This is a genomic window from Cryobacterium sp. TMT1-2-2 (assembly GCF_004403505.1).
In the GTDB taxonomy this organism is placed as follows: domain Bacteria; phylum Actinomycetota; class Actinomycetes; order Actinomycetales; family Microbacteriaceae; genus Cryobacterium; species Cryobacterium flavum.
Window position 1 is genome coordinate 23,062 of the sequence record NZ_SOGS01000026.1, and the last position, 15,453, is coordinate 38,514.

At 67.2% G+C, this 15,453-nt stretch carries 12 protein-coding genes; 8 read left to right on the forward strand and 4 right to left on the reverse strand.

Annotated features, from left to right (window positions below; all coding sequences use genetic code 11):
* Positions 1-3: 3 nt before the first annotated feature.
* Together rsgA and aroA are read right to left on the reverse strand one after the other, a co-directional pair.
* Positions 4-1,146, reverse strand: a complete 1,143-nt coding sequence (gene rsgA, locus E3T35_RS16670) for a ribosome small subunit-dependent GTPase A (protein WP_134346218.1) — start codon at positions 1,144-1,146, stop codon at positions 4-6.
* The gene (gene aroA / locus E3T35_RS16675; protein WP_134346220.1) at positions 1,147-2,508 is read right to left on the reverse strand and encodes a 3-phosphoshikimate 1-carboxyvinyltransferase; all 1,362 of its coding nucleotides are present in this window, start codon (positions 2,506-2,508) and stop codon (positions 1,147-1,149) included.
* Between the two features lie 105 nt (positions 2,509-2,613).
* Here aroA and E3T35_RS16680 point away from each other — a divergent pair, with 105 nt between their 5' ends.
* Both E3T35_RS16680 and E3T35_RS16685 read left to right on the forward strand, forming a co-directional pair.
* Entirely contained in the window at positions 2,614-3,294 is a 681-nt protein-coding gene (locus E3T35_RS16680) for a sigma-70 family RNA polymerase sigma factor (protein ID WP_104089411.1), read from the forward strand.
* Positions 3,291-3,533, forward strand: a complete 243-nt coding sequence (locus E3T35_RS16685) for a zf-HC2 domain-containing protein (protein WP_092340559.1) — start codon at positions 3,291-3,293, stop codon at positions 3,531-3,533. Before E3T35_RS16680 ends, E3T35_RS16685 begins: the two co-directional genes overlap by 4 nt.
* 19 nt (positions 3,534-3,552) lie before the next feature.
* Here E3T35_RS16685 and E3T35_RS16690 read toward each other — a convergent pair whose 3' ends face one another.
* Both E3T35_RS16690 and E3T35_RS16695 read right to left on the reverse strand, forming a co-directional pair.
* Positions 3,553-4,059 (reverse strand): VOC family protein, encoded by a 507-nt coding sequence (locus E3T35_RS16690; protein ID WP_134346222.1) that lies wholly within the window; start codon positions 4,057-4,059, stop codon positions 3,553-3,555.
* Positions 4,060-4,239: 180 nt separating this feature from the next.
* On the reverse strand, positions 4,240-8,013 hold the full coding sequence (locus tag E3T35_RS16695; RefSeq protein ID WP_134380439.1) for a multifunctional oxoglutarate decarboxylase/oxoglutarate dehydrogenase thiamine pyrophosphate-binding subunit/dihydrolipoyllysine-residue succinyltransferase subunit: 3,774 nt from the start codon (positions 8,011-8,013) through the stop codon (positions 4,240-4,242).
* A gap of 181 nt (positions 8,014-8,194) precedes the next feature.
* On the opposite strand from E3T35_RS16695, the gene E3T35_RS16700 reads away from it, so the two are divergent.
* The 6 genes from E3T35_RS16700 to E3T35_RS16725 all read left to right on the forward strand — a co-directional run bounded on the left by E3T35_RS16700 (position 8,195) and on the right by E3T35_RS16725 (position 15,359).
* Complete coding sequence (locus E3T35_RS16700) at positions 8,195-9,634, forward strand: GuaB1 family IMP dehydrogenase-related protein (RefSeq protein ID WP_134380159.1); 1,440 nt, start codon at positions 8,195-8,197, stop codon at positions 9,632-9,634.
* Between the two features lie 184 nt (positions 9,635-9,818).
* Positions 9,819-11,156 carry a hemolysin family protein gene (locus tag E3T35_RS16705; protein WP_134346265.1) on the forward strand — a complete coding sequence of 446 codons (1,338 nt, stop codon included), beginning with the start codon at positions 9,819-9,821 and terminating at the stop codon, positions 11,154-11,156.
* Positions 11,153-12,229 carry a hemolysin family protein gene (locus E3T35_RS16710; protein ID WP_134346226.1) on the forward strand — a complete coding sequence of 359 codons (1,077 nt, stop codon included), beginning with the start codon at positions 11,153-11,155 and terminating at the stop codon, positions 12,227-12,229. The genes E3T35_RS16705 and E3T35_RS16710 overlap by 4 nt, the downstream gene beginning before the upstream one ends.
* A gap of 142 nt (positions 12,230-12,371) precedes the next feature.
* A complete protein-coding gene (locus E3T35_RS16715) occupies positions 12,372-12,809 on the forward strand; it encodes a VOC family protein (RefSeq protein ID WP_134380161.1) in 438 nt (145 codons plus the stop codon).
* 216 nt (positions 12,810-13,025) lie between these two features.
* Positions 13,026-13,892: an ADP/ATP-dependent (S)-NAD(P)H-hydrate dehydratase gene (locus E3T35_RS16720; RefSeq protein WP_134380163.1), complete on the forward strand. Its 867-nt coding sequence runs from the start codon at positions 13,026-13,028 to the stop codon at positions 13,890-13,892.
* 234 nt (positions 13,893-14,126) lie between these two features.
* Complete coding sequence (locus E3T35_RS16725; protein ID WP_134380165.1) at positions 14,127-15,359, forward strand: glycosyltransferase 87 family protein; 1,233 nt, start codon at positions 14,127-14,129, stop codon at positions 15,357-15,359.
* Positions 15,360-15,453 lie beyond the last annotated feature (94 nt).

The window sequence follows — 15,453 nt, forward strand, 5'->3', positions numbered from 1 at the left end:
ATCTCAGCGGGCGGGGGCGAAGGTGGCGAGCAGGCGTTGCAGGGAATCCAGGCGCACCCGGCCGGTGTCGCCGAGCTCGCCAGCTTCAACGGCTTCGATGATGGCGCAATCCGGCGACCCGGGCAGGTGCGTGCAGCCGCGCGGGCAACGCTCGGCGATGGTGGCAAGGTCGGTGAACGCCTTCAAAATGTTGTCGGTGTTGATATGGCCCAGGCCAAAGGACCGCACGCCGGGGGTGTCGATAACCCACCCGCGGCCGGCATCCGTTTGTAGGCGCAGCGACACGGTCGAGGACGACGTGTGGCGGCCGCGACCGGTGACGGTGTTGACGACGCCGATGGCCCGGTTGGTGCCGGGAACGAGCGCGTTCACCAGGGTGGACTTGCCCACGCCGGAGTGTCCGACGAAGACGGTGTCGTGACCGACCAGCGCCGCCGAGATCTCCTCGATCGGCATGCCGCCCTCGCCGCTTTGGAACACCGGCAGGTCGAGTCCGGCGAAGTTGGCCAGAAAGGCTGACGGGTCGGCGAGGTCGGTCTTGGTGATACACAGGATGGGCTTCACGCCGGCGTCGTAGGCCGCGACCAGATAGCGATCCACCAAGCGGATGCGCGGCTCCGGGTTGGCCGCAGCGACCACGATCAGCATCTGGTCGGCGTTGGCCACGATCACACGCTCGACAGCGTCGGTGTCGTCGGCGCTGCGCCGCAGCAGGGTGTCCCGCGGCACGATGCGCACGATGCGGGCCAGGCTGCCCTCGGCACCGGTGGTGTCGCCGACGATATCGACCCGGTCGCCGTTGACGACGGCCTTCTTGCGCAGCTCGCTGGCCCTGGCGGTCGTGATGCGCCGCTCGGTGGGCAGGTTCTCGTCGAGCATGACCGTGTAGCGTCCGCGATCGACAGAGAGGATGCGACCGGTCAAGGCGTTCTCGTGGCTCGGGCGGGTCTTGGAGCGGGGTTTAGAGCCCTTGCGGCCGGGACGCACGCGCACGCTCGACTCGTCGAATTCGGGCTCGTCGTCGTCGGCGGAAGCCCACCAGGTGTCGCCGGGGTCGCCGGCGAGCTCGCCGGAATCGGCCAGGTCGTCAGGCCGGTCACGATCGTCATCCCAGGTGGGGTCGCCGGCGGGCGGCTCCACTGCCATCTACAGCGCCGCTTCGGTGAGCATCGCGTGCCACAGCTCGGGAAACTGGGGGAGGGTCTTGGCGGTCGTGCCGATGTTCTCGACGTCGACGCCCTCAATGCGCAGGCCGATCAGCGCTCCGGCGGTGGCCATGCGGTGGTCGTCGTAGCTGAGCCACTGGCCGCCGTGCAGGGGAGCGGGCTCAATCGTGAGGCCGTCGGGCAGCTCGGTGACCTTCCCGCCGAGCCGGTTGATCTCCGTGGCCAGCGCAGTGAGGCGGTCGGTCTCGTGGTTGCGAATGTGCCCGATGCCGGTGATCGTGCTGGGCGACTCGGCGAGGGCTGCCAGGGCTACGAGGGTGCAGGCGAGTTCACCGCCGGTGGACAGATCGAGCTCGACGCCGACAATACGCTCGCCGCCGGTGACGGTGAGGCGGTCGCCGGTGCGGGTGACGCTCGCACCGAATAGGGGAAGCAGCTGTTCGAGGTCGGCGCCGACCTGGGTGGTCTCGGCCGGCCAGCCGGTGATCGTGACGCTGCCGCCGGCCACGAGCGCGGCGCAGAGGAACGGCGCGGCGTTGGAGAGATCGGGTTCGATGTCGACCGTGCGGCCCGCGATCGGCCCGGGCGGGATGATCCACTCGCCGACGGCAGGAGTGGCCACGTCGACTCCGCGGGCGCGCAGCACCTCGATGGTCATCTCGATGTGCGGCAGGCTGGGCAGTCGTTCGCCCGAGTGAGTCAGGTGCAGCCCCTGGTCGAACCGGGCGCCGGCCAGCAGCAGCCCGGAGACGAACTGGCTGGAGCTGCCAGCATCGATGGTCACCGCGCCGCCGGTGACCGCTCCACGGCCGTGCACGGTGAACGGCAGGGCGCGCTTGCCATCGTCGTTGATATCGCCGCCGAGGTCGCGCAACGCGCCGATGATGGGGCCCATCGGGCGGCGGCGTGCACCGGCATCCCCGTCGAACGTGGTCGGGCCGAGGGCGAGGGCGGCCAGCGGCGGCAGGAAACGCATCACCGTGCCGGCCAGCCCGCAGTCGATCGTGGTCGAGCCGAGCAGCTCGGACGGCGGGGTCACACGCAGGTCCGTGCCGAAGGCGCCGGTGCCGGGAACAGCCTCAATGGTGGCGCCGAGCTGACGCAGCGCGTCGACCATGAGGTCGCTGTCCCGTGAGTGCAGTGGCGAACGCAGCAGGGACGGTTCGCTGGCCAGAGCGGATGCGACCAGCTCCCGGTTGGTCAGCGACTTCGAGCCCGGCAGGGCCAGCACCGCCTGCAGCGGCGCGTCCGTGGTCGGCGCGGGCCACCAGGCATCCTCTTCGGTCGGCGAATTATCGCCGTACGGATCGAACTCCGGCTTGGAATATCTCGAGATCAACATCGGTTATCAGAATAGTCGGTGATAACAATCTGAGGGAGATCCGTAACGGTGTCAATGTTGTTGGAACGACCCCTGGCTGTGGGTAACAGCTTAGAATTGCGCGTGATGACTTCAGACACGCCCGTTTCCGCGGAAGACCTTTCCAGCAGCGACCCAGAACTCACAACCCTTGCCCCGACCAAGGCCGAACTGCGCGAGCAGACCCGCGGACTGTTCGAAGAGCAGGCGTTGCCTTTTCTCGACCAGTTGTACGCGGCGGCCATGCGCATGACCCGTAACCCCTCCGATGCGCAGGACCTCGTGCAGGAAACCTTCGTGAAGGCGTTCGCCGCGTTCGCGCAGTACGAGCAGGGCACCAACCTCAAGGCGTGGTTGTACCGCATTCTCACCAACACCTTCATCAACCAATACCGCAAGAAGCAGCGCGAGCCCTACCAAGGCACCATTGACGAGCTTGAAGACTGGCAGCTCGGCGGCGCCGAATCGACCACCGCCATGTCGGGGCGTTCGGCCGAGGCCGAGGCCATCGACCACCTGCCGGACAGCGCTGTCAAAGACGCCCTGCAGTCCATTCCCGAAGACTTCCGACTCGCCGTGTACTTCGCCGACGTCGAAGGGTTCTCCTACCAGGAGATCGCCGAAATCATGAAAACCCCCATTGGCACCGTGATGAGCCGCCTGCACCGTGGCCGGCGACTCCTGCGCGAGCTCTTGGCCGGCTATGCGGTTGAGCGCGGGCTGGGCATGGGCCAGGGCCAGAAGACATCCAGGAGCGCAGACAAATGACCGATTGTGGTTGCGAGAAGGCCAAGGCCGAACTCGAGGAATACCTGCACAACGAACTTCGCAAGAATGATGCGGCCGATATTCGGGAGCACCTCGCGAGTTGCACCGACTGCAGCAGCGAGCACCTGGTTGGGCGCACACTGACCGAGGTCATGCAGCGCGCCTGCAAGGAGACCGCGCCGGAAGACCTGCGCGACCAGGTTCTGCTGAAGCTCCGCGCGCTGCAGGCCTCGCACTAGAGCACCTGAGGCGCGCGTCTCAGGCACGCGGCGACGGTTCCACCTGCCCGAGCAGGAAGACGGCACCGGTCGCATCCGCTATCTGGGCGAAGGTTCCGAAGTCGGAATCCCACGGCTCCCGCAGCACGGCGCCACCGAGCTCCGTCGCCCGTGCCGCGGATGAGCGCACATCGGCGACGCCGAGATAGACCTGCCAGTTCGACGGTACTCCCGGGGGCAGCATGGCGTCGGCGTCGTACACCCCGCCGGTCATCGATTCGTCGTGGCCGAAGGTGCTGTACCGAAAGTCGGTTGTGTCGCTGAGCGGAATCGGCGTCCAGCCGAAAACCTCCTCGTAGAAGGCGATCGCGGCCGTGAAATCGCGGGTGATCAGATCGTGCCAGACCGGCGTTCCAATCTCATTGTCGGCACCGAAGCCCCGGTGGCCGGCGGCCTCCCAGACTCCGACGGCCGCGCCGGCCGGGTCGCGCGTCACAAGGTCGATCCAGCACGGCTCCCCGAGCCGGTTTTCGGTGCGAAGGGGCACGATCTCTCCTCGGGTTGCCTGCGAGCCTAGAACCGTCGGCGGACAATCGCAACGCCAGCCGACCCGCATCCGCTCGAACGCGGCAAGCGGATGCTGCCATCTGCGACCGCAGACAGCCGCGGAGACAGCAATGGAGGGTGACAACGTCACCCTCCATTGCTACCTAAGTTGCTGTGACCGTTACAGCGTCAGGGCGTCGCGCTGCAGCTTGGCCTGCTCGATCGCGTGACGCTTGGCCGACCCGGCAGCCGGCGAGGCCGACGCGGGGCGGGAGAACAGCCGCATGGCGCGCGGACCGAGCTTGTTGGTCTCCAGGTAGAAGAACGGCCAGGCTCCCTGGTTCTCCGGCTCGTCCTGCACCCAGGCGAGTTCGGCGTTCGGGTACTGGGCGGCCACGCTCTTCAGCTCAACGGCGGGCAGCGGGTAGTACTGCTCGACGCGCACGAGGGCGATCTCGGGGTTCGGGTTCTTCTCGAGTTCGTTCAGCAGGTCGTAGTAGATCTTGCCGGCCATGAACAAGACGCGCTTCACGGCGTTCTTGTCCTGGATGCGGGCATCGTCGATGACCGTCTCGAACTTGCCGCTGGTGAGCTCGGCCACGGCGCTGGTCGCTCCGCGCAGGCGCAGCATCGACTTGGGCGTGAACACGATCAGCGGGCGGCGCGGGCGCATGTACGCCTGGCGGCGCAGCAGGTGGAAGTACGATGCGGGCGTCGACGGGCGCGCCACGGTCATGTTCTCTTCGGCACACAGCTGCAGGAACCGCTCGATCCGGGCCGACGAGTGGTCGGGGCCCTGACCCTCGTAACCGTGCGGAAGCAGCAGCACAACGGATGACCGCTGGCCCCACTTCTGCTCGGCGGAGGAGACGAACTGGTCGATGATGGTCTGCGCGCCGTTGGCGAAGTCACCGAACTGCGCCTCCCAGAGCACGAGGGCGTCGGCGCGTTCCACCGAGTAGCCGTACTCGAAGCCCATGGCGGCGTATTCGCTCAGCAGCGAGTCGTAGATCCAGAACCGGGCCTGGTTGTCCTTGAGGTTGGCCAGCGGCAGCCATTCCTGGCCGTTCACCCGGTCGTGCAGAACGGCGTGACGCTGCACGAACGTGCCGCGTCGGGCATCCTGTCCGGCGAAGCGCACCGGGGTGCCCTCGACCAGCAGTGAGCCGAGAGCGAGCAGTTCGCCGAAGCTCCAATCGATGTTGCCGTTGCGGCTCATGTCGAGGCGCTTCTGCAGAAGCTGCTGCAGCTTGTTGTGCACGGTGAAACCGGCCGGCTTGTTGTTGAACGCGTCGCCGATGAGCTGGATGACGCTTTCGGGAACACCGGTCGTCTCCGGCTCGCCGGCAGCGTCCTCGCGGGCCTGTGCGTCGGCGTCGGCCTTGGCTGTGGCGGCCATTTCCGGGGTGATGATCGGAATCGAAGCGGTCTGCGCGGCGTGCGTCTCCATGAAGGCGCGCTCGAGGCGGTCCTGGAAGTCGCGGTGGGCGGCTTCGTATTCTTCCTCTGTAATGTCACCGCGGCCGACCAGCGCTTCGGTGTAGAGCTTGCGCACGCTGCGCTTGGCTTCGACCAGGTTGTACATCAGCGGCTGGGTCATCGAGGGATCGTCGCCCTCGTTGTGGCCACGACGGCGGTAGCAGATGAGGTCGACGACGACATCCTTCTTGAACTCCTGGCGGTAGGCGAACGCGAGCTCGCCGGCCCGAACCACGGCCTCCGGGTCATCCCCGTTGACGTGAAAGATCGGCGCCTGGATGGTCTTGGCGACGTCGGTCGCGTAGACGCTGGTGCGGGCATCCTGCGGCAGGGTCGTGAAGCCGAGCTGGTTGTTGACCACGATGTGCACGGTGCCGCCGGTGCGGTAGCCGCGCAGCTGGCTCATCTGCAGGGTTTCGAGCACAACGCCCTGGCCCGCCATCGCGGCGTCGCCGTGAATGAGGATGGGCAGGGTGGAGAAGGTACCGATCGGCTTGCGGTCCTGCTTGGCCCGCACGATGCCCTCGAGCACGCCGTCGCCGGCCTCGAGGTGCGAGGGGTTCGCGGCGAGCGACACCGGAATCTCGGCGCCGTCTTCACCGCGGAAGGTTCCCATGGTGCCGAGGTGGTACTTCACGTCACCGGAACCGTGCACGGTGCGCGGATCCTGCGTGCCCTCGAACTCGCGGAAGATCTCGCCGTAGGTCTTGCCGGCGATGTTGGTGAGCACGTTCAGGCGGCCACGGTGGGCCATGCCTATCGCGACCTCGTCGAGGCCCTGCTCTGCGGCACCCTGCAAAATGGTATCGAGCAGCGGAATGGTGCACTCGCCGCCCTCGAGGCTGAACCGCTTCTGACCGACGTACTTGGTCTGCAGGAACGTCTCGAAGGCTTCGGCCTCGTTGAGCTTGGCGAGAATGCGCATCTGCTCGTGGTGTGTGGGCTTGACGTAGGACTTCTCGATCTTCTCCTGCACCCACTTGCGCTGGGCCGGGTCCTGAATGTGCATGTACTCGATGCCCGTGGTGCGACAGTAGGAGTCGCGCAGCACACCGAGGATGTCGCGCAGCAGCATCTGGCGCTGGGATCCGAAACCGCCGGTCACGAAGGACCGGTCGAGGTCCCAGAAAGTGAGGCCGTGGGTGGCGATGTCGAGGTCGGGGTGACTGCGCTGCGAGTACTCGAGCGGGTCGATGTCGGCCATCAGGTGGCCGCGCACGCGGAACGAGTTGATCAGTTCCTGCACGCGTGCGGTCTTGTCGACGGCGCTGGCGAGGTCGACGCTGATGTCCGGTGCCCAGTGGATCGGGTCGTACGGGATGCGCAGGGCCGAGAAGATCTCTTCGTAGAAGTTGTGCTGGCCGATGAGCAGCTCGTGCACGATCTTGAGGAACTCGCCCGAACCGGCACCCTGGATGACGCGGTGGTCGTAGGTGCTGGTCAGGGTGATGGTCTTGGAGATGGCCAGGCCGGTGAGCGTCTTCACACTCGAACCCTGGAACTCGGCCGGGTAGTCGAGGGCGCCGGCGCCGATGATGCAGCCCTGGCCCTTCATGAGGCGGGGCACCGAGTGCACGGTGCCGATGCCGCCCGGGTTGGTCAGCGACAGGGTCGCGCCGGCGAAGTCGTCGGCGGTGAGCTTGTTCTGGCGTGCGCGCGTGACGAGGTCTTCGTAGGCCGCGAGGTACTCGCCGAACGTCATCGTGTCAGCGCGCTTGATGGCCGGAACCAGCAGGGCGCGGGTGCCGTCGGGCTTGGGCATGTCGATGGCCAGCCCCATGCCGACGTGGGCGGGGGCGACGACGGAGGGCTTGCCGTCGACCTCGTTGTAGTAGACGTTCTGGCTGGGGAACATCTTGAGCGCGCGAATCAGCGCCCAACCGATCAGGTGGGTGAAGGAGACCTTGCCGCCGCGAGCTCGCTTCATGTGGTTGTTCATGACGATGCGGTTGTCGATGAGCAGCTTGGCCGGAATGGTACGCACGCTCGTGGCGGTCGGCACGGTGAGGCTGGTGACCATGTTGGTCGCGAGCGACTTCGCCATGCCGCGCAGCGGAACGACCTTATCCTGCTTGACCGGCTCCGAGTCGTCGACGACGACGGCCTGCGGGCTGGTCACGGGAGCGTCGGCGGGAACCGGGGCCGGCTTGGGCGCACTCGAGGTGGTGCGGGCCGTCGGCTGGTTCTCGGTGACGGGTACGGGGGCTGCGGTCGGCGTTGCAGCGGGCACCGCTGCAACGGGTGCGACCGGTGCCGGTGTGGCCGGGGGAGCGGATGCTGCCGGCGCTGCCGACTGCGCTGCCGCCGGAGCGTTCGCGGTTTGGTGGTAGCTCTCGAGCACCGGCCACCACGATTCATCCACCGACTGCTTGTCGATCAAATATCGTTCGTACAATTCGTCAACGAGCCACTCGTTTGCTCCGAATTCGCCTGACGTTGTCTCGTCAGAAGCTCCACCGGTTACCTGGCCTGACACCGTGGGATCGCCCACTCTCTGCTTTGAATTTGGATGCCCTCGGCGGGTCAATCGCCGGGTCAATCTGCGTTTTCAGTGAGTCTGTCGCTGACGATGTCGACCGCCAGGTCAGTCTGCCCATCTAGCCTAATCCCATCCCGCCGGGCCATAAACACCCCACTGAGCGGCTAGCGTTCTTGGTATGCAGTTCTATGGAACGACGCCCAGCCACGATTTGACCTACTCTGACGTGTTCCTGGTGCCCGGCCAATCGGCCGTCACCAGCCGTTTAGATGTCTCGCTGGCCCCGGATGACGGCACAGGCGCCACGATACCTGTCGTCTCGGCCAATATGAACTCGGTCACCGGGCCGCGTCTGGCGGCCTCTCTGGCGCGGCGTGGAGGGCTCGGGGTGCTGCCGCAGGACATGCACCTGCAGGACCTGGATGCGGCCATCCGCTGGGTAAAAGACCAATCGGTTCGTTTCGACACGCCGTTCGTGTTCGCGCCCGACGACACCGTCGAGCGGGCGTTGCGGCAGGTTCCGGCCGTTCCCGGGCAGGGAATCGTGATCCACTCCGGTACCGGTGACTACCTCGGCTGCATCGCCGCCAGCCGACTGGCCACCGCGCTGCCCGACGCTCGCCTGGGCGATCTGCTGCACGGTGAACTGACCGCGCTCGACGCCGATGACGTCGACGGGCCGCGTCGCGCGTTCGACCTGATGACCGAGGCCGACATCGACTTCGCCCCGGTACTGCACCACGGCGTCGTGGTCGGAACCCTCAGTCGCAAGAGCGCGCTGCGCTCCACGCTCTACCAGAGCACCCTCGACGTCCACGGACGGCTCAAGGTGGCTGCGGCGATCGGGATCAACGGTGACGTCGCGGCGAAAGCCCGCGCGCTCGCCGCGGCCGGCGTCGACATTCTGGTGATCGACACCGCCCACGGCCACCAGGACGGCATGCTGCGCGCGCTCGGCATCGTCGCCGACCTGAACCTCGGACTGCCGATCGTAGCCGGCAACGTCGTGACCAAGGATGCCGTGCGCGACCTGGTCGGCGCCGGCGCCACCATCGTCAAGGTCGGTGTCGGCCCCGGCGCCATGTGCACCACCCGCATGATGACGGCCGTCGGTCGGCCCCAGTTCTCGGCCGTGCTCGAAACGGCCACCGCCGCCCGCGAACTCGGCGCTCATGTCTGGGCCGACGGTGGGGTGCGCTACCCGCGGGACGTGGCGCTGGCACTCGCCGCCGGCGCGGCATCCGTCATGATCGGTTCCTGGTTCGCCGGAACCGCCGAAGCGCCAGGCACACTCAATACGGATGCCCGTGGCGCGCTCTACAAGGAAAGCTGGGGAATGGCCTCGACCAAGGCCGTACAGGCCCGGTTCGAACGCCTCGACGCGTACGACCTCGCCCGCAAGACCCTGTTCGCCGAGGGAATCTCGAGCTCGAAGATTTACCTTGATCCGCTGCGGCCGTCGATCGAGGACCTGCTCGACATGATTACTTCGGGCGTGCGCTCCTCGTTCACCTACGCCGGGGCCACCACCGTGGCCGAATTTCACGAGAAGGCTCTCGTGGGCATTCAGTCGGCGGCCGGCTACGAAGAGGGCAAGGCGCTTCCCGTTTCCTGGTAGGGCTGCGATAGCGCTGGTAGGGCCGGCGGTATTTCGCGGAGGCAGCATCCGCTGGTCACCGGACGAGTGTCAGATGCGCCCGGTATACTCGGATGAATAATGGATGACCCTCCCACCGCTGAACCGTCTTCTCATAAACCCTCGCCGCTAGGAGCTGGCGGTGCTGCCTGTGTCTGAGCTGATCATGCTCGGGTTCGGCCTCATCCTCACCGTCGGAACGGGCCTTTTCGTCGCCAGTGAGTTCGCCCTGGTGAATCTCGACCGCGCCGACCTCGAAGCGCGACAGGGTCGCGGGGAGACCCGCCTCGCACTGACCATCTCCGCGCTGAAAATCACCTCGACGCACCTCTCGAGCGCGCAACTGGGGATCACCCTCACCACCCTGCTCACCGGGTACACCATCGAGCCGGCCCTGTCGTCGCTGCTGCGCGCCCCGCTCACCGCGCTCGGGCTTCCCGGCGATGTGGTTCCGCTGTTCGGCACCACGATCGCCATTGTCACCGCGACCCTGGTGTCGATGGTCATCGGCGAGTTGGTTCCCAAGAACTTCGCGCTCGCCCTGCCCATCCAGACCGCGCGCCTGGTGATCCCGTTCCAGACCGTATTCACGACAGTGTTCAAACCGGCCGTGCTGGTGCTGAACAACAGCGCCAACGGTCTGCTGCGCGCCATCGGCATTGAACCCAAGGAAGAACTCTCCGGCGCCCGCACCGCCGAGGAACTCTCCTCGCTGGTGCGCCGCTCGGCCAGCGCCGGACTGCTCGAAAAGGACACCGCGACCCTGCTGCACCGCACGCTGCTGTTCTCCGGACACGATGCCTCCGACGTTATGTCGCCGCGGCCGCGGGTGGCGAGCATCCACCGCACCGATTCGGCGCAGGCCGTCATCGACCTCGCCCGCTCCACCGGTTACTCGCGGTTTCCGGTCGTCGACGAAAGCGTCGACGACGTCGTGGGCATCGTGCACGTCAAGCAGGCGGTAGCCGTGCCGCGCGCCCGGCGAGCGGATGTCCCGGTGTCGGCCCTGCAGACCGACCCGGTTCGCGTGCCGGAGACCATGAAGCTCGACGACCTGCTCAGCGAACTCCGAGGCCGTAGCTACCAGATGGCGATCGTTGTCGACGAGTACGGCGGAACAGCCGGTGTCGTCACCCTCGAAGACCTGGTCGAGGAACTGGTCGGCGAGGTGGCCGACGAGCACGACCGGGCTCGCGCCGGCGTGGTGCGCTCGCCCGATTCCCTGACCTTTCCCGGCATGCTCCGGCCAGACGAACTGCTCGAACGCACGAACGTCGTCGTGCCGGAGCAGGGCCCGTACGAGACCGTCGCCGGTTTCGTCATGAGCGAGCTGGGCCGGCTGCCGGTGATCGGTGATCGGGTTCCGGTCAACGGCGGCTTCCTCACCGTTGAGCGACTGGAGGGGCGCCGCATCGACCGGCTGCGCTTCACGCCGGAGGCTGTGCCGGAACCCGCATTGGCCGTTGACACCAAATCCGATCGAAAGAAGGTGAGCGACAAATGAGCGACTGGGCCGGACTTGCCTGGTTGGTCGTACTCCTCGCAGCCAATGCCTTCTTCGTCGGGGCGGAATTCGCCGTCATCTCGGCCCGCCGCTCGCAGATCGAACCGCTCGCCGAAGCCGGCAAGCGCAGCGCGAAGACCGCGCTGTGGGCGATGGAACACGCGACACTGATGCTCGCAACCTCGCAGCTGGGCATCACCGTGTGCTCGCTGCTCATTTTGAACGTGTCCGAACCCGCGATCCACCATCTGCTCGAGGTACCGCTGGGCCTGACCGGTCTGCCGGAAGGCGCAATCGGCACCATCGCGTTCGTCGTTGCGCTGCTGCTGGTCTCCTACCTGCACGTCGTGTTCGGTGAGATGGTGCCGAAGAACCTGTCTTTCTCGGTGCCGGACCGCGCCGTGCTGCTGCTCGCGCCGCCGCTGGTGTTCGTGGCCAGGGTATTCAAGCCCCTGATCGTGACACTCAACGCCTGTGCCAACGGTGTGTTGCGTCTGTTCGGAGTGCAGCCGAAGAACGAGGCGACGAGCGCGTACACCCTCGACGAGGTTGCCACGATCGTCACCCAGTCCACCCGCGAGGGCGTGCTGAGCGATGGAACCGGAGCGCTCAGCGCCGCGTTCGAGTTCACCAACCTCAAGGTGCGCGATGTGGCGGTCTCTCTCGGCAAGCTGGTTAGCTTGCCGGAATCGGCCACGCCGGCCGACGTCGAGAAGGCCGTGACGCGCCACGGATTCTCCCGCTACGTGCTCGCCGATACTGAGGGCTATCTCACCGGCTACGTGCACTTGAAGGACGTGCTCGACCTCGATGTTGCCGCGGCTTCGGCCGATGCCGCAACGCTGGCCGTGCCAGACAGTTACGCGGGAAGGATCCCGGCCAAGCGCATCCGTGCCCTGATCTCGATCTTCGAAGACACCGACCTTGAAGACGCCCTCGCCACCATGCGGCGTTCGGGCGCGCACCTCGCGCGGTCCTTCACCGCCGAGGGCGAGACCACCGGGGTGCTCTTTCTGGAGGACATCATCGAGGAGCTGGTCGGCGAAGTGCAGGACGCCACGCGTCGCGACTAGCCCCGCAGCTTCTGACCGCCTAGACGTGCTCGCGTCAACGGCATGCGGATGCTGCTCCCGCCTTGCCAAGACGTCGACGCGGGCGTAAAATGTTCCCTGAAAAATGCACATTCACCTATGAAAGTGCAGAAAGGGAAAGCTCATGTTAAACCAATTGGAAACCTACTCGGTGCTTCCCGCGCGCGATCTGGCGCGTGCCCGGCGCTTCTACAGAGACGTGCTCGGCATGGAACCCGATGAGGAACGCGTGGAAGGGTTGCTCTACCGCACCCCGAAGGGCGCCGCCATCATGGTGTACGAAACCGAGAACGCCGGCACCGCGGCCAACACCGCGATCGGTTTCGACACCGATGACATCGAAGCCGAGGTTGCCGTGCTGCGCGGCCGGGGCGTCACGTTCGAGGAATACGATTTTCCAGGATTGAAGACCGAGAACGGCATCGCCACGACCAGCGCGGATCGCGCGGCCTGGTTCAAGGACACCGAGGGCAACATCATCTGCGTGTCGCAGACCGTCGCCTTCAGCCGCAGCGATGCACGGGAGCTGGAGGGCTCGCAGAGCTCCACGATCAGCGACTGACTCGCCCCTCGCCCGTGCCAGGGCGGACGAGCGGATGACCGCGCCCGATATGGGTGGCCGCTACGCCGGTTACCGTAGCGCGCACCAATTTCGGGGGCGGTCGCGAATGGTGGCGGCTCGGGGCGGGGCGGCGCACCGGGGCGCGGCATCCGTTTGCCCGAGGGACGACCGGGCGGTGGGCCCGCGAGCAGACCGAAAACGACCTATCGTGGAGGCATGGTGAAACCGCGCGGCTGGCTTGAATGGGAGGCCGAACAGGCCCGCGACTGGGTCTACCGGCCCCAGGCCGGCGACGACAAGTATTCGCGCGGCGTCCTCGGCGTGCGCACCGGCTCCAAGGACTACCCGGGCGCGGCGGTGCTCGGCGTCGACGCGGCCGTGCGCACCGGCCTTGGCATGGTGCGCTACCTCGGGCCGCGCCGCGCCGCCACCCTCGTGCTGCAGCGCCGCCCCGAGATCGTGACCGTGCCCGGTCGGGTGCAGGCCTGGCTGCTCGGCTCCGGTATCAACGCCAGCACCAGAACGGATGCCGTCACCACAGCCCTGACGGAAGCCCTTGCGGAGGGCCTGCCCACCGTTCTCGACGCCGGCGCCCTCGATCTGGTCTCCCGGGCGATCGGTCCGACCGTGATCACCCCGCACGCCGGGGAGCTGGCCGCCATGCTCGCGCACGAGGCCAAGCCCGGTTCGGCCTCCCAGATCGCCGCCAACCCGGGGGAGTGGGCCATTCGCGCCGCGCGCCTGTTCGACGTGACGGTGCTGCTCAAGGGTGCCGTCACCCACGTAGCGTCGCCGTCGGGCGCCCGCCTGACCGTGTCGACCGGGCCGGCCTGGCTGGCTACGGCCGGCTCCGGCGATGTGCTCGGCGGCATTCTCGGTGCGCTCCTGGCCACCCACTCCGACCAGCTCGAAACTGATGCCGCCTCCCTCGCCCCGCTCGCCGCCACCGCCGCGCTCCTGCACGCCGAAGCCGCCAGGCTCGCCTCCGCCGGAGGCCCGATTGCAGCCCTCGACATCGCCGATGCCGTGCCGCGTGCCGTCGCCGCGCTGCTCGATCACTGGGCCGACCCCGGCGCGCGCTAGGCGACCCGCAGCCTCAGTCGCTAAAGCGGAATGCGGGCGAGAAAGTCCCGGGTGCGGCACTGGGGTGTGGCAGCCCGGGCCAACCGCTGTTCGGCATGAACCGCTAACCTGCAGTCGGACCGCAGGGCGTCGAGCGTCGCAGCGACCTTTTAGGCCGACTGACCGCCAATTCGACGAAATACGACGGATGCGCCGGCTGGTCCCGCACGACGGCCGGCTGTGCGAAAGTAAAGCGTGCGAATTCACGACGAGACCCGTAGCGGTCAGCGACCCCGGCGGCATCCGCTCGCCGCACAGTGGTCGGCCTTCGCTCTCGTGCACCTGCTGCTGATTCTTCTGGCCGTGTTCGGGCCGGGGTATCCGCTCGGTGACGTCGAGGTGGTCTACCGCGGCTGGGCCGAGAACGCGGCCGCCGGCAGCATCGTGGGAATCACCGAAAACTTCGTCTACCCGCTGCTCGCCCTCCTGCCGATCTCCGCCGCGTTCGCGTTCGGCGGCCCGGCCTACCTCGGAACCTGGTTCGCGCTGGTGACGGCGCTGAACGCGGGGGCGTTCGTCGTGCTCGTGCGCGAACACCGCAGCGCGGCCTGGTGGTGGCTGCTCTTTCTGGCGCTGCTCGGCCCCATCGCGCTCGTGCGCATCGACGCGATCACGGTGCCCCTCGTCATCGTGGCCCTGCTCTGGCTGCGCCGGCGCCCGTTCTGGGGTACGGCACTGCTCACGATCGCGACCTGGATCAAAATCTGGCCGGTCGCCGTGCTCGCCGCCCTGTTCGTGGCGTCGAAACAACGCTGGCGGATGCTCGGGGTCGCCGCCGCCGTCACCGCGGCGGTCGTCGCCGTGGCCGCGGCGCTCAGCCTTGCCCGCGGCAGCGGAATTCACGTGCTGAGTTTCGTGGCGGAGCAGGCCGGCCGGGGGATCCAGATCGAATCGCCCGTCGCCGTGCCCTGGCTCTGGCAGGCCGCGCTCGGCGTGCCGAGCAGTTTCGTCTACTACGACCATCAGATTCTTACCTTTCAGGTCGCCGGCACCGGCACCACCGCCCTGAGCGTTCTGATGACCCCGCTGCTGGCGGTCGCTGCCGCTGCCGTGCTGCTCCTCGGCGTGCGCGCCCAACGCATGGGCGCTGGATGGCTCGCGGTGCTGCCGCCGCTGACGCTCGCGCTGACGGTGACCCTGATCGCGTTCAACAAGGTGGGGTCGCCGCAGTTCATCAGCTGGCTGGCCGCACCGATCATTCTGGGACTCGTGCAGAGCGGCCGGGCCTGGCGTACACCGGCGCTGCTCGGGCTCGCGCTCGCCGCTCTCACCCAGGTCGTCTACCCCTACCTGTACGACTGGCTGCTCGTGGCCAACCCGCTTATGGTGCTCGTGTTGACCCTGCGCAACCTGCTCGAGTTCGTGCTGCTCGGCTGGGCGATCGGGGCGCTCTACCGGCCGAGGCCCGCGCGAATCCGGCCTAGCTAACCACCCCGACTCCCGGTGCACCCCTCGAAGCCGGATCAGGCGTCGATCAGGCGAGGCGCCTCATGGACCTCTGACGAGACGCTCGTATACTCGT